Genomic DNA, 23,869 nt, shown 5'->3' with positions numbered 1-23,869 from the left:
CCATTATTGATGAACATTGAACATCTGAAATTGTTTGTGCGACTCGCGTCTACGCACAATATAAGTCAAGCAGGACAAGAGCTTGGGTTGTCACCTCCGGTAGCCAGTATTCATATCGGAAAGCTCGAAGAGAGCCTAGGTGCTCGTCTTGTGCATCGCACCACGAGAAAGGTTTCCCTGACCGAAGAAGGCATGGCATTTCTTCCTCACGCCAAGCAAATCCTTTTTAGTGTCGAAGCGGGTGTTGCCTCTGTCGGAACCGGTAATGAATTACCAAAAGGGGTGTTGCGAATATCTGCACCTTCTTCGTTTGGTCGCATGCATGTTATGCCTGCTTTGAAAGGGTTTTTGGCTAAGTATCCAGATCTGTCGGTGGACATTTCACTCAGTGATTCAATCGTCGATCTGGTCGATGGCGGATTTGATGTGGCGATTCGTAATGCGGAGCTACAAAACTCAAGCCTGATCGCTCGTAAGCTCTCGACTGATAAACGTATTTTGTGTGCATCGCCAGAATATTTGGCAGCTCATGGCTATCCGAAAACACCAGAAGACCTCAAGCAACATCAGTGCATCAATCAAACTGGCTTGGAGGGATGGACGTTTGATACACCAGAAGGCTATGTCACCATCAAGAAAAAAGGTGCGATCCGTGTTGATCACGGTGAAGCGGTAAGGGATGTATGTGTCGATGGCTTGGGCATTGCTATGTGTGCGACTTGGATAGCATACAAGCAGCTCGCGGAAGGTTCGCTGGTTGAGGTGTTGCCAGATTACCCTTTAAAGGATGAGGCGGCTATCTGGGCGGTATACCCAAGTGCACAGCTGCTTGCGCCTAAGGTGCGCGTATTTATCGATTATTTTGTTCAATATTATGGTTCACCTTCTTATTGGGATTGCGAAGTAAACGGTCAAGCTCAGTAATCTATCAGCTTCAACAAATTATCAGTTTCATTAAGCTCTCAGCCTCAGTAAGAGAGCAAACGCAGTAGCGTTCAAGAAGCACTTATTGAGAACAAATAAGAAAGCCCCGACCAAAAGGTAGGGGCTTGTTTTATGTTCTTTATAGAACGTTTTTTCTAGCTTACTGCTGTTATTTTATCTATTTAGCGTTTCGGACGTTTAATGCGCGTGTACCGCTGAATCTTGGTATAGCTCGGCATCAACTTCTTCGCCTTTGTTTGGACGAGGAACAATCTCAAAAGAGGTGTCAGCTTCTGTCAGTGAAGACAGCAGTTTGTTAAGCGATGTCTTATCACCTTTCACTCCTGCTTGTCCATCTTCTAACAGTTTTCCTAGGCTTGTTTTCTTAAGTACGATATCAGACACGTCAGACTTATTGATGATCAGTGTTGTATCCGCATCTTGCAGCTCGTTCACTTGAATGTTGTTCAGGTTACCGTTAGACATCTCAACGTAGTAGAACTCTTGCACATCAGGCAGCTGAATATTCAACGTAAATGGTGTTTCTTGTGCCTTTAGCGAATCCACTTTAACTGCCAAGTAATCCAACAAGTTCTCAATGGTCATGTTAGCCAATACATCCGGAGATGCAGTTTTTGGTGCGCCCGGTTGTGTGCCAATACGAAGCTCTTGAGCGCCCGTTAGGTAGATGTTTCTCCAACCTGCACCTTCTGATTGATAACCCAATTGCTCGTAAGTATCTGCCAATAAGCCACGTGCAACTTTGTTCTCAGGCTCAGCTTGAATCACCTTATTCAGTGCTGTTGCAACGAAGCGGTATTCACCTTCTTGGAAATCTTGCTGCGCTTTTTCAATCACAGCGTCGCTGCCGCCCATGTACTCAACAAACTTCACCGATTCTGGCTCGATTGGTAATGGATTAAGGTTAGCTGGGTTCATGTCGAAGTAACCAAGATACATGTTGTACACAGCGCGAGCGTTGTGAGAGTAAGTACCGTGGTAACCATTGGTGTGCCAAGACTGTTGAATACTGTCTGGCATTACCTTGTAAATCTCGTCACCGATGTCTTGTAGAACCACACCGTTATTGGCTAAACGAAGCGTTTGGTTATGAGTAAAACCGTAAGCATCACGCTGCATTTTTAGGTAATCAGAAATCTCTTTTTCACCCCAGATTGGGGCTGAGTGAGACGCAAACAACACCTCTGTTTCTTCACCCCAAGTGACTAACATTTCGTTGATCTTCTTAGACCATTTCAAGCCGTCACGTACTTTAGCGCCACGCAGCGTGTACAGGTTGTGCATGCCTTGGTAGGTCAGTTCGCCAGTCCAAAGTGCTTTCATGCTGGGAATATACGTCACCATTTCTGATGCCGCTTCGGTACCTGAAGCATCCATGAATTGCATTTCTAGGCCGTCGATAACCAGAGTTTCAATCTCTTCGTTATGGTTCAGCTCGTAGTCTGGCAATACGTAAGTAATGCTACCAGTTGATAAGCCTTTCGACAGTGCCGCATCCACAATACCGTGTTCATGTCGGTTCAAGGTCGCGCCATATTGATAAGCAGTACGACGAGACATTGCGTTACCCGCCAGTACGTTTTCGTCGACGATTTCTTTGGTGATGTTTTTCGAACCGTACACTTTTACATCTGGATACGCGTCTTTGATTGCTCTTGCGCCACCAAAGTGATCAGCGTGCGAGTGAGAGTAAATCATTGCAACGACTGGCAGTTCACCGCCATCAGGCACATTGTTCTTGAAGAATTCGAGTGATTTGGCGGCTGATTCTTTGGTAAGAAGAACGTCGTAGGCGATCCAACCGTTGTCACTACGAATGAAAGAGATAGACGCTAAATCCGCGCCTCGAACTTGGTAAACTTTACCCGGAACAACTTCATATAAACCTTCTGCCGCTTGGTTCAATACCGCTTGGCGCCACAGTGAAGGGTTTACTGAATCTGGTGCTTGGTCTGCATTCGTCACACTTGGATCGATGAAGTTAAAGCTATTACGAATGATGTCGCCCGTCTCTTGATCAAAGCTAGCAATTAGACCTTTGTTGTTATTGTCGAAAGCGCGAGTGTCGGCAAAGTTAAGTGTTTTTGCGAACTCTTGGTTTGCTTTGGTCGTCATCTCGGTTGCGCTTTTGCCACCTTGGTCGCCAATTTCGCTGAAGTGTGCGTGGTCATGGTTAGCTGCAATTGCCGGGAATGCGAGCGAGATAGCCAGGAACAGTGATGCATTTTTGAACGTGCGAGAAGTTGTCATAAGAGCCTCTTCATTTCAGAATTTTGTTTCGTTGAGGCGATTATAGGAATAAGACATATAGCAAAAAATAAAGTAAGCTTTATTTAATACATCACGATTGGCTATGTATTGAATCATGCAATGGTTGGGCGACGAAGACGAATCCTGACCTATGATTGATTAAGACCACATTGACAGGGAGAGTAACGGTGAGCGACGTGGAAAAGTTGGATTTAAATCTATTGAGCGTGTTCTTAGAAGTGTATCGATTAAAGTCGATCACGCTTGCATCAGAATCGCTTGGTATGACTCAGCCCGGGGTGAGTGGAGCCTTGAAGCGACTCCAATCTCAGCTTGATACTGATCTGTTTATTCGTGAAGGGCGAGGGATCATTCCAACCAATGCTGCGGTGCAACTAGCAAGCCGAGTGGAACCTGCACTCGAGGGAATCACCAGCGCTGTTAGTACCTTGAAGCAATTCGATAATCAGCAGCATCATGTATTCCGACTTCTGGTGAATGAGATAGGTTTAACCAAGCTTCAGCCGCTTGTCGAGCAAGATGAAACGCTGGGAAATATCTCAATCGAATTCAATATGGTGCCGAATAACGAAGAAGAACTTCTGCAGAGTTTGAGCATGCAGCAAGCGGATCTCGCCATAGATATTCACTACCCGCAGGTCAATGGTTATATGAACCAGCAAGTGCTTGAGGATAAGTTGGTATTGATTGCTCGTAAAGGGCACCCAAGAATTGATGGCGTCGTGACCGAAGAGCAGTATTACGATGAAAAGCACATCACTTTTAGAATGCGTCGTTCTCGTCTTTATACGGCTGATTATTTCGCTAAGAAGGCCATCAAACAAAGAAAAGTGAGCTCAGAATGTGACTCATTGATGATGATGTGTGTATTAGTCTCTGGCTCTGATTGTGTCGGCAGTACTTCTCGTAGTTTTGCTAATCAATTTGCCGAGCGATTCCAGCTTCAAGTTCTTGATCAGCCGTTTGAGGTGTTGCCTGTGCAGCAATACATGATTTGGCATAAGAGAACGGAACCGAACCCTGCTCATCAGTGGTTGAGAAACAAGATTCAGCAATACATGGCCGATTAATGGTTTCGATTAGTTAACCGTCAGCGGCCTAGCTCTCCAACGTTATTCCAACATGCATTGCTGAGATTCTAAGTGCTCATTGGCATTTGATTAGCGAGCTACTCTTGCCGCTCGTTTCTGTTTAGCGCTCTCTATCATCCTAGAAGGTGTCATACCGGTCACTAACATGGTGCCGGTAATAACAAGAACCGAACCGAAAATGGTGTTAAGGCCAATCGCTTCGTCTAGGAAAAGGTTGCCCCACAAGATGCCAAACACTGGAATCAAAAAGGTAACAGACAGAGCCGAAGGCGCACCCAGTTCAGAAACGAGATTGAAGTAAAGCAGGTAAGCAAGGCCAGTACAAACGGCGCCTAATAAGAGAACTGATGTGGTGATGGTGAGATCTGGAGCCTCTCTCATCGGAATGAAAAAGACAAACGGCAACACGATTAATACCGCAGCCCACATGCTGCCATGAGCGTTATTGAATGCCTCAACTTTAGGTGCTTGTTTGGTATAGTTTGACGCTATTCCGTAGCTAAAGGCCGCCATCACCGCTGCAAAAATAGGAAGTATGGCTTCACGGCCAATGTTCATCGCGTCCCAGCCAACTAACACGCCAACTCCCGTTACGCCAATCCCAAGCCCTAATAGAACACGCGCCTCGAGTGTTGTTTTTGTCCATATCGCACCAATGATTGCCGCCCATATTGGCGCGGTAGAGTTCAAAATAGCGAGTGTCGAGGCGTTCAGTGTCTGCGCGGCATAAGCGAAAAATAAAAAGGGAAGTGCGGTATTAAACAAGCCAAGAATGAAAAAGTGTTTCGCATGGGCATTAAAAGAAAGCTTCCTTTTCAGATAAAAAGAAACCAAGAGTAGAGTGACGGCAGCGCACAGAACTCGCGCTTCAATCAGCACCGCAGGGCCCAATGGATTAGCGGCAATTCTCATGAACAGAAACGAACCGCCCCATATCGCAGCGAGAGTTATTAGTTTTATAAAGTTCACGGCTTATATCTCAGAATGTGTAAAACACCGACTATGTAGGAAAGATAACTATTACACAAACATAGATACCAATACTGTGCAGTTATGGACATAAGATCGCGTCCATTAAATAGGAACAGTTTCGATGAATTTCGTTCTGTTTATTGTTCCTTATTTGATGAGTAATCTAGCGCTAGATATCAAACTTAGGTGAACAAAATGAAAATTGAACACATCGCTATTTGGACGAAACAACTCGACGTGTTGAAGCAGTTTTATGAAAACTATTTCGGCGCGACATCCAACGTAAAATATCACAACCCAACCAAAGGGTTTTCTTCATACTTCCTCTCTTTCGAAACAGGGAGCCGTTTAGAGATCATGGAAATGGACTCGGTGCCTGAATCGAAAGATGACATCTATGATCAATTTACGGGCTTCATTCATATGGCGATTTCATTAGGCTCGGAACAAGCGGTTGATGAACTTACAAGTCGCTTGGTCGAAGACGGCTATGAGCGCTTAGATGGCCCAAGAAGAACAGGCGATGGCTATTATGAGAGCTGTGTACTCGATCCGGATGGTAATCGCTTAGAACTTACCGTTTAATGGAGGGAGCTTGAATAGCTTTTAACTCACTAACGGAACTGAGGTATTACAATGATGAAGCGTGCTTTGACTTTCCTTTTTAGTCTTGGGCTGATGGGATGTGCTACCTCAGAACCGGTATATGAACCAGAGGCTGACTCGAAGCCTGAACCATCCCAACCCATAGGTTACCTTGGCTTCAAAGCCCATCAAGAGTGGGCCATTCAATTTAACGATTGCACGGTCTACGATTTAACAGGCGCACAACCCTACCAGTGGTTTGATCGCATTTCAGCCGCTGTCAGCTGTTACACGTTTAAGCCAAACGATGCTATCGAACCTTTATCAGTCTATGCCGACGCAAACTTCGACAGTAATAAGCTAACGCCGATTAACCGCTTTCAAGAGCTGCAGGTATCAGAGTCAGGCTGGGGCAATTTTCCTGCGGTCTATGAGACCAACGGCACCAATTGGCTGAAAGTCAAAGAGGGTTGGATTCACCTCACACTAGCCGACCAGACACTCGTTCAGTTCTACCCTGGCACTCAAGACCAATCTGGCAAATCACAACACGACCAGTATTTTGAGCAGCATTGATGTTGGGGTGCCATTCGTCCCTATCGAATTGGTCGGGGCAAATGGAACCGTGAATTATTGACCTTTCTTGAGCTTGATTACAAAGGCATAATGGCACTGAAAACAATCACCGCGGCGCCAATCAGCGCTATGGTGTTTGGCAACTCGGCAAACAATAGTAACCAAGAATCATGAGTAGATTCTCTGTGAGTACTCAATATTTGAAACTATGCTCGCTTCTCCTCATTTGTAAGCGGTGACACCAAACCATTGGCCGATAGAAGAAATAGCACCGACCAACACTAACAGCACCAACTCATACCACGTCGGCCATTGCCACTCGATAAGCGGCGGAATCAGCGCAACACCCCCACGAATATGGCTTGATAAGCTAGCACTACGACCTTCTATTCCACATTCGCGATTTTCCTTACGCAGATAGCGGCAATCGTTGCGCCTAACGTGGCCACTAAGCCGAGTTCCAACGTAGAACATAGAGAGTGTTAAGTCTAAAGTCTACCCTGGTAGAGGGGCAAACAGGTTTTTCAAAATATTGAAAGAGATCATTAATAAGAACTCATTAACTTTTCATTAATTATATTAATAGAAATTAGATAAAAGCATATAAATTACCATCTTGTCGGTTAATAATTGAACATAGTGGTAATTTTATGGTGGTTTTTATATTTTGACGTAATTAACGAACGCGGTAGATATCTGAGGATATCAGCTGAATAATGAATATTACCATTTTATTGGTAAGGGCAATTATCTCGAATAGTTCTTCTTAATATAAAAATAATGTAAAAGCGATGATAGTATTAACAGTAAGGTGGTGTAACGATGCGAGTCACAACAAATAAATAGGCTGATTTTTATAAAAAGTAATTCCCTCTCGATTCTGAGTGTGGCTATTGCATGAATGAATTTGAAATAATGTTACACATGCAATCTTAAGTTGTTGTTTTTTATTGGTATATTTTTTCATTGGGTTTTATGAATTGGCTAGGGCTAAGAAGACTTTGAAATTTTACATTGATGAATTGATTAATTAAATTAGCGCTGTCTGTTTAATCAATTAAATGGCGTGTAAGCAATGGTTATCAGAATAGATAATGGCACTTGTAATCGTTGATAGTGTGAATTTTAAAATAGGGCGAAGACCCTAGGGTGAATTTAACTATCAACAAAGTTGTTATATCCAGATATATCATTGTCTTTTCTTTAATTTCTTACCTAATAATATGTAGAGTTAATAATATGAAGTTGTCGATGAATAAATCATTGTTACTAGCAATGTCAGCGTGTTTTTTTTCTAGTGCAAGTTTTGCAGGAATTAATAGTGATTATCATGTGGTGGCCGATGACTTAACGGCTGATCATAATGAAAGCAACGGCGTACCCATGCCGTTTTATGGCAATGGAAGGATGCAGTCCAAACTTAGTGTGTCAGTTTCCTTCGCTGATAGTTACGGCAGACCAGTGACAGTACCTAAGAGTGACTTAGAAGGTGCGATATCTTTTTACCTTAAGAATAGTGAGCAAGAGTTAGGCAAAAACAAAGACTGTACCTACGGAAGGGATTGCTGGGGGTATACATTAAACCCAAATGACTATTCTCACCAAATGGGGAACAGTTATGGATACTCTAAGGGCCTACCAACGTCTCGGGTTGCAGCATCTGATACCAAATTAACCGCTTGGGTCTATAGCAACGAGGTAGCTCAGCATCGTGAAGTTTGTATGAAAGTTAAATTCAATACTGGTAGCCAATATGACAATAACTACTACGACAGCTGCGCTTATCCAAATGAATCAAGTGCCTTCTATCAAAGCGTACAGCCTAAGTCCTATAGTGCTGCTGATTTTTCTGAACTTGGTGAAGGTGAACAGGTATGGGAAGAGAGTAACGCTGATGGGTTCTATTTCGACAAAGCTGAGATGTATAACTTCTATGTGACGCCCAAAGATACTTCAGTGAAACTGGTCGAGGTTGCTATGGATAACTTCGACGAGTCGGACAGCGATAAGGTGTTCCTAAACGATGAGTGGTTAGGTTGTTATTCAGATTGCACTAATGGCTTTCGTTCAGTGAAAGGTTATGTGTTCGCTCCAGGTTCAGAGCGTAATGTATCTGATGAATATGTTTGGAATAGCGCCGCTGGCGAAGGTCGCACGGCGGTATGGCGAGTTAACCAGCAACTAAGATCAGTGACTCTGAGCCAATTGCTTTATTCAAATAGCGGGACATCGAACAATGATTCTCAAAAAGAGTACCGATTTACTGTATTTGACCAATACGGAAATAAAGGACCACTAAAGCTTATTTATCCTCAAAGTGAATTTACTGGTGGCGGCCAGAAATGGGATTACACCCATTGGAATCTCGTTAGCCAATAACATCCAGATAAATCAGAGTTAGCTCATCCACTTTGAGCTAACTCATTCACTTTAGGGGAAATTTATGTCTAATTGGACTTCAAACGCTTTTAACTTTGATAGCTTTTGTTCGGGCGGCGTAGACCAAAGAACCAGAAGCTATTCATATCAAATCTTACTTGGCTCTCTTATTGGTAACTGGCTTAAGGGACCAAACCTCGATATCTCGATTCAATTCTCACCTTACTCGACGGACAACCTTGGTTTCGGTAAAGGCTGGAAATTGAATCTCCCAAGATACGACATCGAGAACCAACAGCTCTATCTTGCAAATGGGCAATCCTACCGTGCTGAATTAAACGCCAATATAGAGATGAGTATTCGCTACAAAAAGCTACTCGATTTCTCGGTATCGTCTAGCGCGAATGGTTATGAAATCACGTATAAAAATGGCCGTACTGATCTTTTAGATAAAGATGGCGACATCATTAAGATCACGCAAAGCAATGGTCATGCTCTCTACTTTTCTTGGCTCAACGTGGGACAAAATAAACGCTTAGATAAAGTTTGGGATGACAGAACAACCAAACAGACCGCACTTTTATGGGTTGAGTATATCTCGGTAGGGCGCGTTAATATTTTTACTAATATTGGCAGTACCCATGAAGCTTACTTCAATCTTACTCTTAGCAATAACAAGCTCGTCAAATGCAATTTACCAGAACAAGCAGGTAGCTATAGCTTCGGTTATGAAAGCATTGGTTCATATACGTTAATCAATGAGGTAAACCATCCTTGTGGCTTGACCGAGCGTTTGAGATATAAGGCTGATGGTATTCGAGTCAACTCAATGACTTACTTACCAGCCGTTACTGCACATGATGTTCTTACCCTTAATTCGCCAGTTATTAGCACAACCTACGACAGTGTTGGTACAGATAGCCGCAATTTCATGGGTTACGGTGTACGTGGCGGTGAATTAAGTGAAGGGCTTGATAACTTACTTGAGCGTGGTTACGAATATACTTATCGCGTACAAAAAATCGAAAATGGCTCTATTGTCACCGCTCAAACATACAATCAATTTCATCTACTCGTTGAAGAAGCTAGACAGGTTAACGGAAACCTTGTTCATTTGAAAAGGCTGGAATACCCAGCGATTGATAATCAACAGTTTTCCGCTCAACCCGCTCAGTATTCATTGATCAGTAAAGAGGAACAAGTCTGGTTTTCTGGATCGGATAGCCAAGCTCAAAGTCGATTCTGGGACTATGACGAGTATGGCAACATGCTTAACTTCGTTGATGAGAATGATATCGCAGAACGTTACGAATATTACGCAAAAAATGGTGAAGCAGGGTGTCCTGCATCGCCTACTGCCATGGTGAATTTCGTAAAATCTCGTACGCTCAACAATGGATCAGAACAGAGAGTGATCTCTTATCAATATGCTTCTCTTGAGGGGCTGAATGGCCATCGTGATGTGGTTCTGAGTTTGGAAGAAGACGTCCAACGCTATAGAAGTCATTACGCTTATCAAACTGATACTGGTGAGACTTACTCTTTCGGCCGATTGGCTTCAGTCCAAAATGACATTCTTCATCCTAACGGCACGTATTCTGCTATTTCTCACTATCGTTATGAGTTGGATAGCGATGTCCTTGAAGAACACGAAGAGCTGACCTGTCACGACAATACGAAAACCAATCTTGCGGTTGGGCACTACCTTGATATTGGAGAACTCGCGCGTCATGTCGATTCAGACGGAGTTAGCTGTGCATTTACTTATGATTCGCTTCGTAGAACTACTGAAGAACGGATTGAAGGAAGTGCAGCCCGTTCGTATCAATACATTGTTGATACTGGTATGAGTCGACAAATCCTGTTGCTAACGGATTGCAAAGGCAACTTGTGTGAACAAAGCTGGGACGGTCAAGGACGTGAATTAGAGGCTAAAGTTGGTAGCTCAGTCGTATGGACAAAAATGTACGATGCGTTGGGCAGACTCCAAAGCAAGAGTACCTACGATGTGCTGCCTGATCGCCATTCTAGATCTGCGCCTGTGGTGTTAACAGAAAGCTATGAATACGATGAGTGGGATCAGGTTAAAGCGACTTTGTTAGCGAATGGAAAACGTCGTGTCGAGTTCAATAATCTTGCCTCACGTAAGAAAACCCAAGGTATTGAAGGTTTGACCATGACGGTCAGTTCTCTGAATAGCTGGGGGCTAGAAGAGAAAAAAGAGCAAGGCATCAACAGTTGGAATTATGAGTACGACTCATGGGGAAGATTGATTAAAGAAACGAATCCTCTCGCTCGATCCAAGCATTACCATTACGACCGTTTTGATCGTGTGATTCGCATGACTCAAGCGAACGGTGTCGATCAAGATATCACTTACGCTGAACATACCGACCAGTCACAAGTTGTAGATCTGAAAATTGGTGGGGTGACTTTAGGGCAACGCGATATTGATGGATTGGGACGGCCGCGATCCCTGCGCAGAGGAGCGAGTACCCAAGCTTCATTGGCGTGGACTTACGCGGATAGCAGCAATATCCCAGAAACTGAAACCAGCATGGCAGCTCCAACAAGGCTATTTACTCGCGATAACCAATTGGGTGTGCTAAGTGCTAAGTCGTCTGATGGGCAGGCTTCTAGTTACAGTCATGATCCAATATCCGGCTTACCGACAGGGAGTCAGGACAGTGAAGGTAATCAAAGTACCATTACCTACTCGACTAAAGGCTTGCCTAAAGCCGAGGTGAATGATGGTCAGTCTCGTTATTACAGCTACTCCGATGGTGGGGTGATCGCTGCAATTGATAGTGACACGGACACTCGCCAGTATGGCTACGACGAACTCGGACGATTAGTGAAGTTGAGTTCAAATTCAACAACGGTTTACTACGAATATGATGAGTTTGATCGAGTGATATTAGAAACACTGATATCGGGTAGTCAAACCCAAGTCACTGAACTCGAATGGGATGAATATAGTCGCGAAGTCAACCGAGCTATAGCCTTGAACGATAATTATATCTCTGAGCAATCACAAGAATATAACGCGTTAGGGCTGCTTAATTCTCGTAAAAAGGAGTGTGCAACTTTAGGTAACCTGACGGAAATCTATACCTATGATGACCTCTCTCAGTTGACGAAAGTTGAGTTCTTCGGCGCGGGTCCACTGAGTGATTGGTCTCAGCCTATGACGTCTATTGATTGGAGCTATGATGAGCTAGGTAACATGCTGACGCAACGCACAGTTACTGCTGAATCTGAGGATTTCGCTCGTTACTTTTATGAGTCGGATGACCCTTGCCAGTTGACTCGTATTACTCATTCCCACCCACAACTCGACGGTCAGGTAACAGTGAAATACGACTTGAATGGCAACATGATTCAAGATGCGGATGGTCGAATTCTGGAATATGACCATTTCGACCGACTACAGCGTGTGTTAGCTGATAATACCGAATGGCTCTATCAATATGACAGCAACGACCGACTGTCTACACAACAGTCCGTTTCTGAATCTCGTCACTTTAACTATCTATGGGGTGACCTCGCTTCGATCGAGGAAAATGGCAAACTCACTCAGTATATCTATCACGAAGGAGTGCCTAAATGGTCAGAGATGGACTCGGAAACTACGTTATTGGCAACGGATCAAAATGGTTCGGTAATCGCGTCAAATACGCCGGGTAAAACAGGGTCGATGTACCGTTACTCTCCATATGGGCAACGTGATCAAGCGGGGAATGCAAATGAACAATAAAGACTCGGTATTTATTACCCCACTTAATCGACGTGAGTTCCTGATTAAAATTGGTCAAACTGCAGCGGTGGCTGGTGGTATCTCACTGCTTCCGACTTCGGTTCGTTTAGCGATGGCACAGTCGATGACTATCTCTCATTCGGAGATTGGCTTTAATGGCGAGTGGTTGGATCCTGTACTGCAAGGCTACCATCTAGGTCAAGGCTATCGCGTTTACCAGCCGAAGTTGATGCGCTTCAATGCACCGGACAGTTTGGCCCCTTTCAATGAGGGGGTTCACAATGCTTATGTGTACTGCCATAACGATCCGATTAACTTCACCGACCCAAGCGGACACCTGAATATCAGTAAGATCTTGTTTGGTGCTTTTGGGGTTATCGCGGGTATTGTGGGTATTGCCTTAGCTGCACCAACAGGCGGATCTAGCTTGGTATTGGCGGCGGGTATTATCGGTGGTATTGCTGGGATGACCAGTGGTGCCTTACAAATTGCCTCGGGAGTTATCGATGATGGGGATATCTCTCATAAACTCGATATTGCGACCATTCCATTCGATATCATTGGTGTGGTAAGTGGCGGATATTCAGCCTACAAGTCGGTTCAGAACTTACGTTGGGTAAGAGCGGGTGGGGCATTGGAAGATGTCACTCAGCCCGGCCTTGGTTCTCGTTTGATGAACAAGATTAGACCTTCCGGTGAGTACAATCTTGCGTGGGCCTCTAAAACGAACCCAGCGATGCGCATAGGCAGCTCTAAGGGGCAGGTGATTGCGACCAGAATGACGCAGGGCGGTAAGACGATGACGTACACGCCTCCTCCAATCCATGGTGGATTTACCAAGATTCTTCTTGGACAAGTCAAAGTGGGCGCCCGAGGTTATACCATCTATCAAGGCATAATGACGGCGCGCTCGATTGGTGGTTTAGGTTGGTCATCGGTTAAAACGATACCAGGGCGATTAGATGAAGAAAAGTCATCAGCAGATACCATGGTTACGGAAGGTCGAAGTGCTAACCCTGCAGCCAAGAAGACGCAAATGTACGCACTCGAAGAGACACGACAACGAATAAAATATGGTAATGAGGTTCAGCAGATGATCCGTCAGTTGCCATTGTCGTAGTCTGATTTATTCTTTTTCTCTAACAACACAAAGCCAGCTCAATCCTCATTGAACTGGCTTTTTTGCATTCTGTGTAGGCGTTCTCGAACGTTATCCATCAACCATGAGTACTTTCCTTAGATCCCACTTCGTGATCAAAAAAAGATCAAAACCACCTTGCTGAAACCGGTTTCGGTCTGTATCTTTGCTTTTATTGAAATCGGTTTGAGAGTTGTAATCGCAGCTCAAATTCTGATCTTTTTCACGAATAACTTGTAGCGAGTAATGGTATGAACAACGAATTTCCGAACGATTTTTTATGGGGTGGTGCGGTTGCTGCACATCAACTAGAAGGCGGCTGGGATGCGAATGGCAAGGGTGTAAGTGTTGTTGATGTATTAACAGCTGGCGCTCATGGCGTGCAACGTCGAATCACCGATGGTGTGATTGATGGCGAAAACTATCCAAACCAAGTCGCAGTGGATTTCTACCATCGATACAAAGAAGACATTAAGTTGTTTGCTGAGATGGGCTTTAAGTGTTTCCGTACCAGTATCGCTTGGACGCGTATTTTCCCTAATGGTGATGAATCAGAACCGTGTGAAGCGGGTTTAGCATTTTACGATGATCTGTTTGATGAACTGCTGAAATACGACATTCAGCCTGTGGTCACACTGAGCCACTTTGAAATGCCTTACCACCTAGCTAACGAATATGACGGTTGGATGAACCGTAAAGTGATCGACTTTTTCGTTAAGTACTCAACTACGGTGATGGAGCGTTACCAGCACAAAGTGAAATACTGGATGACGTTTAACGAGATCAACAACCAGATGAACACTTCGGCAGACATCTTCGGTTGGTTATGCTCAGGCGTGAAGTTTCCACAATGCGAAAAGCCGCAAGAGGCGATGTATCAAGCGGTTCACCACCAGTTTGTGGCGAGTGCTTTGGTGGTTAAGAAAGGTCACGAGATCAATCCAGATCTTCAAATCGGTGCAATGTGTGCGATGGTGCCTTTCTATCCTCGTTCTTCAAAGCCAGAAGACATCATGGTGGCACAACAAGCGATGCGTGACCGTTATTTCTTCTCGGATGTAATGGTGCGTGGTCATTACCCAAATTACGCTAAGCGTGACTGGGCAATCAAAGGCTTCAACATTGAGATGCAGCCAGAAGATGAGCAGATCCTAAAAGAAGGTAAGGCCGATTACTTAGGCTTTAGCTACTACATGTCGAATACCTTGGACTCGTCTTCGCATCAGTCAACCGAAGAAGCGATGGACGGCGGTCATGAAAACTCGGTCGATAACCCGTTTATCCAGTCTAGCGATTGGGGCTGGCCAATTGACCCAACAGGTTTGCGTTTCTGTTTAGCGTCTCTGTATGAACGTTATGAAGTGCCATTGTTCATCGTTGAGAACGGTTTTGGCGCGGTTGATACCATTGCAGAAGATGGCAGCATTAATGACGACTACCGTATCGCTTACCTTGGCGACCACATCAAAGAGATGAAAAAAGCCGTTGCGATTGATGGTGTTGATTTGATGGGTTATACCCCTTGGGGCTGTATCGATTTAGTGTCGTTCACCACCGGCGAGATGAAAAAACGTTACGGATTCATTTACGTAGATAAGCATAACGATCGATCTGGCTCACTAGAACGCAAGCGCAAAAAGTCGTTTGAGTGGTATAAAGGCGTGATTGCATCTAACGGTGCCACTATTTAGAATGCATTTCCCAGCGCAGTTATGTGAACTGTGAGCTGTCATTTTGCAATGAATTAGTCGGCCTATGTCGGCTAATTTTTTATAAAGGAAAAGAAGCGAATGGTAACCATGCTTGACGTCGCAAACCGCGCAGGTGTATCTAAATCGACGGTTTCTCGTGTCTTAAATGGCAAGAACATCGTGCGCCCAGATGTGGTGAAAAAGGTATTCGATGCGATTCAAGAAACAGGTTATCGACCGAACTTGTTGGCCCAGCAATTGGCGACCAAGAAGACCAATTTCATCGGCTTTGTAATCACTAATGAGTTGTTCAATGGCCCTTACTTTTCTTCCTTGATGTATCACGCGGCTTCTTATAGCGAAAAGTCGAATCACCAATTGGTGATCACCGATGGCAAACACAGTGCTGAAGACGAAGTAAAGGCGATCAACTTCCTGCTGGATATGAAGTGCGCGGGCATCATCATCTATCCGCAATGCTTAACCGAAAGCGAGATTGCAAAGATCATCGAAAGCACTGACACACCGATTCTGGTACTCAACCGAGAAATGCCGTCGAAGCCCAATCATGCTATCACCACCGACCACTATCAGAGCGCTTGTTTGATGGTTGAACACATCATCGAGCAAGGCCATACAGACATTGCAGTGATTCGAGGAAAAGCCGGTTCTTCGACTGATGAGTTGCGTTACCAAGCTTATCAAGATGTCTTAACTAAACAGGGTATTACATTGGATGAGTCCAAGGTTGTTCGAGGTGATTGGACGATGGAGAGCGGTTATCACACGGCTCAGGCTCTGGTAAAAAGCAAAACCACGTTCACTGCTATCTTGTCTGAAAACGATGATATGGCGATTGGTGCGATTAAGGCGTTAACTGAACTTGGGTACTCATTGCCTCAAGATGTTTCTATTGTCGGCTTTGATAACAGCAAAGTGGGCGCGTTTTTAACGCCAAGCTTAACGTCTGTCAGTGTGCCATTAGAGCAAATGACGCAAAAGGCGATCTTGCAAATTGTCGGTGAAACAGAGCAAGCGACCACCATCAAAACCACCGGCAGTTTGGTGCTACGTGATTCGATAGCGAAGCTAAATTAGCACTGTTCGAATTTCATATTTTACCTACAAAAAGTGACGAGCTGCGCATCTCTTAAACCAAGCTTAAACACTCCTTATTCACTGTTATTTAGATGTGCGATATTGCGTTTTTTGGTCGATGAATTGACCAGCATTAGTTCAGTAATGTGAGAACAGGTAAGTAACGTGAAAACAGAAAAACAAAAAATGCTAGCAGGCGAACCTTATCAGGCTTGGGATAAAGAGCTTTATTCAGCTCGTATCGAATGTCGTAAGGTGCTTCAAAAACTCAATAACAGTATTCCAGACACACCCGAATGGGAAGCGGCAACGCAAGAGCTCATTCCGGGCTGTGAAAACGCGCATCTAGAACCTCCATTTCGTTGTGATTACGGCTCGAACATCAAGCTGGGCAAGAACTTCTACGCTAACTTTAACTGCGTGATTTTGGATGTGGCTGAAGTGACCATTGGCGATAATGTGCTGCTTGGTCCGAACGTTCAAATCCTGACCGCAGGTCATCCACTTGATGTGAAAGGCCGAGTTGAAGAGGGTGTTGAGTTTGGCACACCGATTAATGTTGGCGACAATGTTTGGCTTGGCGGTGGTGTAATCATCTGCCCCGGTGTCACTATTGGCGAAAACAGCGTTATTGGCGCAGGCAGTGTGGTAACCAAAGACATCCCAGCCAATGTGGTTGCAGTCGGTAATCCATGTAAAGTGCTGAAAGCGATCGATAACGGACAATAATTAGATTTAAATGACGAAGCCCGAACCTAGGTTCGGGCTTTGTTTTTTCTATTCTTGCTAGATGCTAGATGCTAGATGCTAGATGGAACAGCTTGTTGTGCTTGCTTCTTATCTAACGCACCACTGAATCGAGTCAGAACAAGAGCGATTAAAACGATCACAGCACCTACCCAAGGGGTGTTCATTAATCCAGATTTCGCGACAATCAAACCACCGCCCCATGAGCCCAATGCAATACCGACGTTGAAGGCTGCAATGTTCAATCCAGAAGCGACATCGACGGCGTCTGGTGTGTATTTCTCAGCCAGTTTCACAACATACACTTGTAGCCCCGGAACGTTGCCGAATGCGAATGCACCCCAAACCAAAATGGTGGCAACAGCTGCGTAAGGGTTTACTGCGGTAAAGTTGAATACCACCAGTACTGCGGCCAAACCAGAGAAGATAACGGTCAGTGCTTTAATCGGGCCCATCTTGTCGGCCATTTTTCCGCCCCAGATGTTACCGAACGCAACTGACACACCGTAAACCAACATGATTAAGCTGATTGAGCTCGAATCAAACCCTGATACATTTTCCAGTATTGGAGCAAGGAACGTAAACGCTGTGAATGTACCGCCATAACCTAGTGCTGTGATAGCGTAAACCAACAGTAAGCGTGGTTGAGTTAGAACCTTTAGTTGTGCCGAAATCTTCGCCGCTGGTGGTTGCTTAAGGTTGCTTGGAACCAAGATAGCGCTACCGATAAGAGCAATAAGGCCAAGCAGAGCAACGATCAAGAAGGTCGCTTGCCAGCCGAAGGTTTGGCCGATATAAGTGCCCAGTGGTACGCCGGTTACCAATGCAACCGTTAAACCCGTAAACATGATCGCAATGGCACTGGCTGCTTTATCTTTTGAAACCAAACCTGTCGCGATGGTCGATCCAATCGAGAAGAACACACCATGGGCAAGGCCAGTCAAAATTCGTGCGGCGATCAGCGTGTTATAGCCTGGAGCTTGCCACGCCAATAAGTTACCAATGACAAACAATGCCATCACGGTCAGCAGCACCGCTTTACGATTCCATTTTCCGGTTAATGCCGTTAATACTGGTGCGCCAATAGCAACGCCAAGCGCGTATAAACTGACTAATAGGCCTGCCGATGGCAGAGATACATTCAAGTCGCTCGCCATGGTAGGAATCAAGCCTACGATGACAAATTCTGTGGTTCCGATGGCAAAGGCGCTGAGCGTCAATGCAAGTAATGCTAATGGCATAATCATCTCTCTTACTGTTCTTTGTTAAATACCGAGCGCGATAAAATGGGGCAGCTTGTGACTGCAATAGGAGCGCTTCGTTTGATGGCGAGGATTATCTAGCAATATATATTTGTGATAAATGACGCTATTAACAAATAACCTTTGTTAAATATGCAATAATTGAAGAGTTAGCCGATCATTGGGTTAAGCTGATGAGATCGAAAAGACATAGATGATTTGAGCTGTGATGAGCACAAGCGAGATGACATTAAACAAAATGAAGATAGCGAAGGAGCCTAATGTTAACCCGTTCAGATGATTTAGAAATGGTACTCACCGTCGTCGATGCTGGTGGTTTTTCTGCGGCGGCAGAGGCGCTGGATGTGCAGGTCGCCAAGGTGTCTCGTTCGGTGAGTAAGGTTGAGTCGCAACTCGGTGTCTCAATATTCAACCGAACAACGAGACGCGTGGAATTGACGGAGGAAGGGCGGCAGTTTGTCGATTCAGTCAGGGTGGGATTGCAGATGATCCAGAGCGCGGAAGAAGAAATCGTGTCGCGCGGTGAGTTGCCAAAAGGTCGTTTAAGAGTCGATGCCGCCAGTCCATTCGTATTCCATCAGCTAGTGCCGTTGGTGCAGTCATTCAAAGAGGCTTACCCAGACATTGAATTGGAACTCACTTCCAACGAAGGCTTCGTTGATCTTCTGGAAAAGAGAACTGATGTTGCGATTCGAATCGGTAAGTTGTCCGATTCAACATTGCACGCTCGACCGTTAGGAAAAAGTTTACTCCATATTGTGGCGTCACCTGATTATCTCGCTAAGCGTGGGCTACCCACCAAACCTGAAGATTTGAGTTCGCATCAAATTGTGGGATTTGCGGGTAACAAAGTGCTTAACCATTGGCCTTTGCCAAACCAAAGTGATGTCGCGCCTACTGTGACAGCCAGTAATGGTGAAACCGTGCGTCAACTAGTCTTAGCTGGAAATGGGATTGCTTGTTTATCGGGGTTTATGGTGCAGGAAGATATGGCTTCGGGTCGCCTAATCCCTATTCTGGAACAAGACAAACTTGCCAACACAGACCGAGAGCGAGTGAATGCGGTTTACTACAAGTCGTCATCTGTCTCTAAACGTATCTCGGCGTTTATTGATTTTATTCAACCCCGTTTGAAGCTCTAACTAAGGCGGCTGACGATATCCGCATAAATGAAAAAGCCCCGCTGACGTGTAGCGGGGCTTTCAAATTGAACTCGATAGCTTGTCAGTGTGCTTTCTAGTAACAGACTACTGAAACTGTACTTAAGCGATCTTAGTCATCTCGTTAAGTGTAAATGACGTAACACTACCTTCGGTTGCTGCCATGTATTCAGCGAGGTGAGTATTACCCATGTGTGTTTGCCAAAGTTCACGAGACGTCCAGTTTTCGTAGAAAGTGAAATGTGCTGGGTTTTCATTGTCTTGGTGAAGGTCGTAGTTGATGCAGCCTTCTTCAGCGCGAGTAATATCAATCAGCTTTAGCAGCTCTGCTTTAACCAATTCAATTTTGTCTTCGTTAGCGACGATGTTTGCGACGATAGTTAGTTGAGTCATGTTGGTACCTATATTATTTTTCACCGAAATGGTGATTTGTCTGTGTATACAGCGCCACTTTTTGTTCATTGAGCTGCAGTCTGTGTCGATGGATAAATAATAGTAGGAATATTTGAAACGATAAACAGTGCTACATTTGAATTATTGTCAAAAAATAATTGATAATAACTTGGGTATTATGTGCTACTAAGCGTAGGTGAGGAGTGTTTAGAAACCGCCCGCCCACGCATCAAAATCGTCAATGTTGTCGAGCTCTTCTTTAGTTCTTGGGGCTGGGTAATAAGGCAGAGCCAATCTCTGAGCGGAAGGTTGCAGTTCCCAATCGGGCGTAATCTTGAGTCGGGTTAATTCATCGTTGAGGCGCACAAACATATAGTAGCCATCGGCATGGGTATTGGCGTAACTCGCGATAGTTGCGATATCACCGGAAGGTAATTTTACATCTCGGCCGAGCGGGTAAAGTTGGTGCAAAGCGAAGCTGACTTTAGAGTCTTTCAGCTTGCCTTGTTTAAAGCGTTCTAGGCCAATCGCGGTTGAGGTCGTGCGCGGCTTCCACCCTGTGAGGAACAATCCACTCAAGTTATCTTGGAACGGCTTACCCTTTCGATTGCCTTCATTGGTAATGAATTGAACCGTCAGCGTGTCTCCCGATTCTTGCAGAATTTCTAAAAACTGTTCACCAGTGCGATCGACCAAAAGCTTCATAATATCCAGCTACCATCAAGAATGAGAGACGATAAAGGGTACTACGATAGGGAAGGCTTGTGTAGAGACGATAAAGGTTACGTAGCGTGAACAATGTTTTCGGTGTTGATCCTTTCATGCCCTTAGATCAACAACAGCTTTAGCGCTTACGTAAGTAATGCGTTTGCACAATCTCATATAAGTAAGTCGACACGCCTGTTAGTGTGAAATCAAGCGGTGAAACTAGATCTCCAAACAATGGTGAAGCATCACCCAGACCGAACAGACTCACCATCGAAATGGTAGAAAACCCGCTAAGTTTATATTGCCTGACACTCACTCAACTTAGGTGATTTGTAGGTCAATTTACTGATCTTCAAATTTATACTGGATAATTACCTATAAATTTCAGGATTTAGCAGTAATAATCAATGAATAGATCGGAATAGCTTGTTCATTGAAAAGCTGTACGGAAAGTTTCTAAAGACGCATCGTGAAAAGGAAGTCAGATACATGCCTGTGCTCCAACGCATCAGTTTAACGTTAATCTTAATCGCCGTTTTAGGTGGGTGTTCTTCACTTCCTGAAGGCATCGATCATCCAACAGAACCGCCAACCTCTCCTGCACCTAGTTCTTTATCGGTTCTAACCAATGAATTTCAGCCTGAAGCTTTAGATCAAGGCACCACTGCGGTTCGTCTGCAAGAGTCTGGTTGGGATGCTTTGGCACAGCGATTAGCACTGGTCGAAAGTGCTGAGCACACTATCGATATTCAATACTACATCTGGAACTCTGACGAATCGGGCAGCTATCTCGCTAGCCGTTTATTAGCCGCGGCTGAGCGTGGTGTTAAGGTGCGCGTAATGTTGGATGATATCAACCTCAACGAACGTGAAGGTTTGCTGTCGGCACTGGATGCGCACCCTAACGTCGAGATTCGTATCTTCAATCCAACACCAACACGCCGTGGCTTCAGTAAATGGCTGAGCTTTGTCGGCGACTTTTCTCGTTTAAATCGCCGTATGCACAATAAGTCGTTTACCGTCGATGGTACTTTGTCTGTGGTGGGTGGACGTAATATTGGTGATGAATACTTCGACCTTTCTGATGAAATCAATTTCCGTGACCGCGATGTATTAGTCATGGGCTCGGTAGTTAACACCATCCAAACCAGTTTTGTTGAATACTGGAACAGCCGTTGGTCTTACCCTGTCGATATGCTGGGTGATGACGAGCAACCTGATCTCTCGAAGATAGATAATATTGTCGTTCCGCATTATCAAAATTATCCTGAATTACCATTAGATCGTAAGGCTTCTGATAGCTTACTGAAAGAGGTGATTGGTGAGATGACTTGGGTGAATGCGCGTTTTGTTTATGATCAACCCGTCCCTGATGACTCCGATAATACTGATGAACCAAAAGCGACCGCGATTCTTCTAGGTAAGTTAGCGAGCGAATCGAAACAAGAGATCTTATTGGAATCGGCTTACCTTGTATTCGATGATGGTCAGCTTGAAGCGTGGCAGGTATTGAATAACAAGGGCGTTGAGATAAAAGCGCTAACGAACTCTATGGCGTCTAATGATCTGGTGACCAATCACTCCGCTTATGCGGGTAGACGTTACGACATGCTGGAGCATGGTATTGACCTGTTTGAGCTAAAACCAGAATCTAAGCTGTGCGAAGCTTCGACTCAAGACGTGTCTAAATGTGCGCCTGAGACGGCCTATGGCTTGCACGCAAAATCAGTCGTATTCGACCGCAGCATCGCGAGCATCGGTTCATTTAACTTCAACTTGCGTTCTACCTACCTCAATACGGAATCGGTTTTGATCATCGAGAATAAAGAGATTGCTGAAACGTTAGCAAAAACTATTGAGCAAGCAATGAGTGACGACAATAGCTGGCGTTTGGAACTGGAAGACGGTGATGTGTATTGGTATTCAGGCGATCAAAGCTGGGACAGCGAACCAGAAACGGGTAAGTGGGAACGAATGCAGTCAGGCTTTTTGCAATTGCTACCGATTGAGAAATATCTGTAAGCTAGCCGCCTCCGGATAAATAAAAATGTCAGCGTATTGTACGCTGACATTTTTGTTTGTACTGCTGTTTGTTGTGGTTTGTTGTGGTTTGTTGCAAGCTCTTAACGGCTTAACGGCTTAACGGCTTAACGGCTTAACGGCTTAACGGCTTAACGCTTGGTCAGCTGCTTGCTGTTCAAGTAAGGCAGGATATGCGGGCGAGATTCGCCAGACAGTTTTTGCGTGATCTGTTGTGACCAACTGCTCTGCTTTTGATTGCTTGAACGGCTTGCGTAGTAGCTTTGCATCGAATCATCGTAGCTGGCAATGTCATCTAGGCTCAGCGGTTGGTATTGGTTTTCGTGCATTACTACGTGAGCAGGAAGGCGAGGCTTCACCTCTGGTTGCTGTGCCGGGTGACCTAAGCACATTCCGAACAACACGGCGGTGTGCTGTGGCAGTTCTAACAGTTCATCGACTTGTTGTGCGCTGTTACGCAGCCCGCCAATGTAAACGCCACCTAAGCCGAGTGACTCAGCAGCTAGCATACAGTTTTGCGCCATGATGCCAGAATCTACCGCGCCAATCAGGGTCAGTTCAGTAAAGTCGGTTTTCACTTCAGGGTTGATTTGCGCGTGGCGTTGATAGTCGATACAGAACACCAAAAACTCAGCCGCGTTCTCCACGTAAGCTTGGTTACCTGCGTATTCGGCTAACAGTTTGCGCTTCTCTTTGTCTGTCACTCTCACGATAGAAACGGCCTGCAGTAAGCTCGATGACGAAGCCGCGAGACCAGCCTGAATAATCACATCAAGTTGTGCTTTTTCAATCGGTTGATTTGTATATTGACGAATGGAGCGGTGCCCCAGAATAGTTTCAATCGTGCTGTTCATAACTCTCAGACAGTCCTTGTGATGATGACGTAGAGAATCACAATAACGACAATTACCATGAGCGTAAAGGGTGTTCGAGCCTTTCTGGTTGACATATTTCAGCAGCGTCAGCCCAGTTTTTGAGATTCTATTTATAATCGATTAATGCCAGCTGCTATGCCGCTGGCATTTTATTATTGAGCGAAACTTGCTTCGAAATAGG

General features: G+C 44.9%; 19 protein-coding genes. 12 read left to right on the top strand and 7 right to left on the bottom strand.

Annotated features, from left to right (window positions below; translation table 11 throughout):
- Nucleotides 1–9: 9 nt before the first annotated feature.
- Nucleotides 10–924 carry a LysR family transcriptional regulator gene (locus NX845_RS18265; protein ID WP_260257051.1) on the top strand — a complete coding sequence of 305 codons (915 nt, stop codon included), beginning with the start codon at nucleotides 10–12 and terminating at the stop codon, nucleotides 922–924.
- A 198-nt stretch (nucleotides 925–1,122) separates the two neighbouring features.
- Here NX845_RS18265 and NX845_RS18260 read toward each other — a convergent pair whose 3' ends face one another.
- A complete protein-coding gene (locus NX845_RS18260) occupies nucleotides 1,123–3,195 on the bottom strand; it encodes an alkyl/aryl-sulfatase (RefSeq protein ID WP_260257050.1) in 2,073 nt (690 codons plus the stop codon).
- A 188-nt stretch (nucleotides 3,196–3,383) separates the two neighbouring features.
- Here NX845_RS18260 and NX845_RS18255 point away from each other — a divergent pair, with 188 nt between their 5' ends.
- Nucleotides 3,384–4,286, top strand: coding sequence for a LysR family transcriptional regulator (locus NX845_RS18255; RefSeq protein ID WP_004732294.1), 903 nt, complete (start codon nucleotides 3,384–3,386; stop codon nucleotides 4,284–4,286).
- Between the two features lie 90 nt (nucleotides 4,287–4,376).
- Here the strand turns inward: NX845_RS18255 and NX845_RS18250 are convergent, their stop codons facing one another.
- Nucleotides 4,377–5,276: a DMT family transporter gene (locus tag NX845_RS18250; RefSeq protein ID WP_083994942.1), complete on the bottom strand. Its 900-nt coding sequence runs from the start codon at nucleotides 5,274–5,276 to the stop codon at nucleotides 4,377–4,379.
- A gap of 198 nt (nucleotides 5,277–5,474) precedes the next feature.
- Between NX845_RS18250 and NX845_RS18245 the strand changes: the two genes are divergently transcribed.
- Together NX845_RS18245 and NX845_RS18240 are read left to right on the top strand one after the other, a co-directional pair.
- Nucleotides 5,475–5,864, top strand: a complete 390-nt coding sequence (locus tag NX845_RS18245) for a VOC family protein (protein ID WP_017078507.1) — start codon at nucleotides 5,475–5,477, stop codon at nucleotides 5,862–5,864.
- A 51-nt stretch (nucleotides 5,865–5,915) separates the two neighbouring features.
- Nucleotides 5,916–6,440, top strand: coding sequence for a hypothetical protein (locus tag NX845_RS18240; RefSeq protein ID WP_102566836.1), 525 nt, complete (start codon nucleotides 5,916–5,918; stop codon nucleotides 6,438–6,440).
- 222 nt (nucleotides 6,441–6,662) lie between these two features.
- Here the strand turns inward: NX845_RS18240 and NX845_RS18235 are convergent, their stop codons facing one another.
- Entirely contained in the window at nucleotides 6,663–6,914 is a 252-nt protein-coding gene (locus NX845_RS18235) for a hypothetical protein (RefSeq protein ID WP_241959147.1), read from the bottom strand.
- A gap of 777 nt (nucleotides 6,915–7,691) precedes the next feature.
- On the opposite strand from NX845_RS18235, the gene NX845_RS18230 reads away from it, so the two are divergent.
- From NX845_RS18230 to NX845_RS18205, 6 genes are all read left to right on the top strand, one after another.
- Nucleotides 7,692–8,819, top strand: coding sequence for a hypothetical protein (locus tag NX845_RS18230; protein WP_260257049.1), 1,128 nt, complete (start codon nucleotides 7,692–7,694; stop codon nucleotides 8,817–8,819).
- A 64-nt stretch (nucleotides 8,820–8,883) separates the two neighbouring features.
- Nucleotides 8,884–12,576, top strand: a complete 3,693-nt coding sequence (locus NX845_RS18225) for an RHS repeat protein (protein WP_260257048.1) — start codon at nucleotides 8,884–8,886, stop codon at nucleotides 12,574–12,576.
- On the top strand, nucleotides 12,566–13,696 hold the full coding sequence (locus tag NX845_RS18220) for an RHS repeat-associated core domain-containing protein (protein ID WP_017081371.1): 1,131 nt from the start codon (nucleotides 12,566–12,568) through the stop codon (nucleotides 13,694–13,696). The genes NX845_RS18225 and NX845_RS18220 overlap by 11 nt, the downstream gene beginning before the upstream one ends.
- A gap of 269 nt (nucleotides 13,697–13,965) precedes the next feature.
- Entirely contained in the window at nucleotides 13,966–15,405 is a 1,440-nt protein-coding gene (locus NX845_RS18215) for a 6-phospho-beta-glucosidase (RefSeq protein WP_260257047.1), read from the top strand.
- Nucleotides 15,406–15,504: 99 nt separating this feature from the next.
- Nucleotides 15,505–16,503 (top strand): LacI family DNA-binding transcriptional regulator, encoded by a 999-nt coding sequence (locus NX845_RS18210; RefSeq protein ID WP_260257046.1) that lies wholly within the window; start codon nucleotides 15,505–15,507, stop codon nucleotides 16,501–16,503.
- A 165-nt stretch (nucleotides 16,504–16,668) separates the two neighbouring features.
- Nucleotides 16,669–17,232 carry a sugar O-acetyltransferase gene (locus tag NX845_RS18205; RefSeq protein WP_017102277.1) on the top strand — a complete coding sequence of 188 codons (564 nt, stop codon included), beginning with the start codon at nucleotides 16,669–16,671 and terminating at the stop codon, nucleotides 17,230–17,232.
- 71 nt (nucleotides 17,233–17,303) lie between these two features.
- Here NX845_RS18205 and NX845_RS18200 read toward each other — a convergent pair whose 3' ends face one another.
- Nucleotides 17,304–18,491, bottom strand: a complete 1,188-nt coding sequence (locus NX845_RS18200) for an MFS transporter (protein ID WP_102483345.1) — start codon at nucleotides 18,489–18,491, stop codon at nucleotides 17,304–17,306.
- Nucleotides 18,492–18,772: 281 nt separating this feature from the next.
- Here NX845_RS18200 and NX845_RS18195 point away from each other — a divergent pair, with 281 nt between their 5' ends.
- Nucleotides 18,773–19,654: a LysR family transcriptional regulator gene (locus NX845_RS18195; RefSeq protein WP_260257045.1), complete on the top strand. Its 882-nt coding sequence runs from the start codon at nucleotides 18,773–18,775 to the stop codon at nucleotides 19,652–19,654.
- A 120-nt stretch (nucleotides 19,655–19,774) separates the two neighbouring features.
- Here NX845_RS18195 and NX845_RS18190 read toward each other — a convergent pair whose 3' ends face one another.
- Together NX845_RS18190 and NX845_RS18185 are read right to left on the bottom strand one after the other, a co-directional pair.
- Nucleotides 19,775–20,065, bottom strand: coding sequence for a putative quinol monooxygenase (locus NX845_RS18190; protein ID WP_017062386.1), 291 nt, complete (start codon nucleotides 20,063–20,065; stop codon nucleotides 19,775–19,777).
- A 207-nt stretch (nucleotides 20,066–20,272) separates the two neighbouring features.
- Nucleotides 20,273–20,770 carry a hypothetical protein gene (locus tag NX845_RS18185; RefSeq protein WP_102561720.1) on the bottom strand — a complete coding sequence of 166 codons (498 nt, stop codon included), beginning with the start codon at nucleotides 20,768–20,770 and terminating at the stop codon, nucleotides 20,273–20,275.
- 492 nt (nucleotides 20,771–21,262) lie between these two features.
- Here NX845_RS18185 and NX845_RS18180 point away from each other — a divergent pair, with 492 nt between their 5' ends.
- Nucleotides 21,263–22,795, top strand: coding sequence for a phospholipase D family protein (locus NX845_RS18180; RefSeq protein WP_102540174.1), 1,533 nt, complete (start codon nucleotides 21,263–21,265; stop codon nucleotides 22,793–22,795).
- Between the two features lie 149 nt (nucleotides 22,796–22,944).
- On the opposite strand, the gene nfsA is transcribed toward NX845_RS18180, so the two are convergent.
- Nucleotides 22,945–23,667 (bottom strand): oxygen-insensitive NADPH nitroreductase, encoded by a 723-nt coding sequence (gene nfsA / locus NX845_RS18175; RefSeq protein WP_086968828.1) that lies wholly within the window; start codon nucleotides 23,665–23,667, stop codon nucleotides 22,945–22,947.
- Between the last annotated feature and the right edge of the window lie 202 nt (nucleotides 23,668–23,869).

Source organism: Vibrio sp. NC2 (assembly GCF_025195005.1).
GTDB classification, from domain to species: Bacteria; Pseudomonadota; Gammaproteobacteria; order Enterobacterales; family Vibrionaceae; genus Vibrio; species Vibrio splendidus.
Note: the sequence above shows the minus strand (reverse complement) of the source record. Positions and strands in the feature narration are given on the sequence as shown.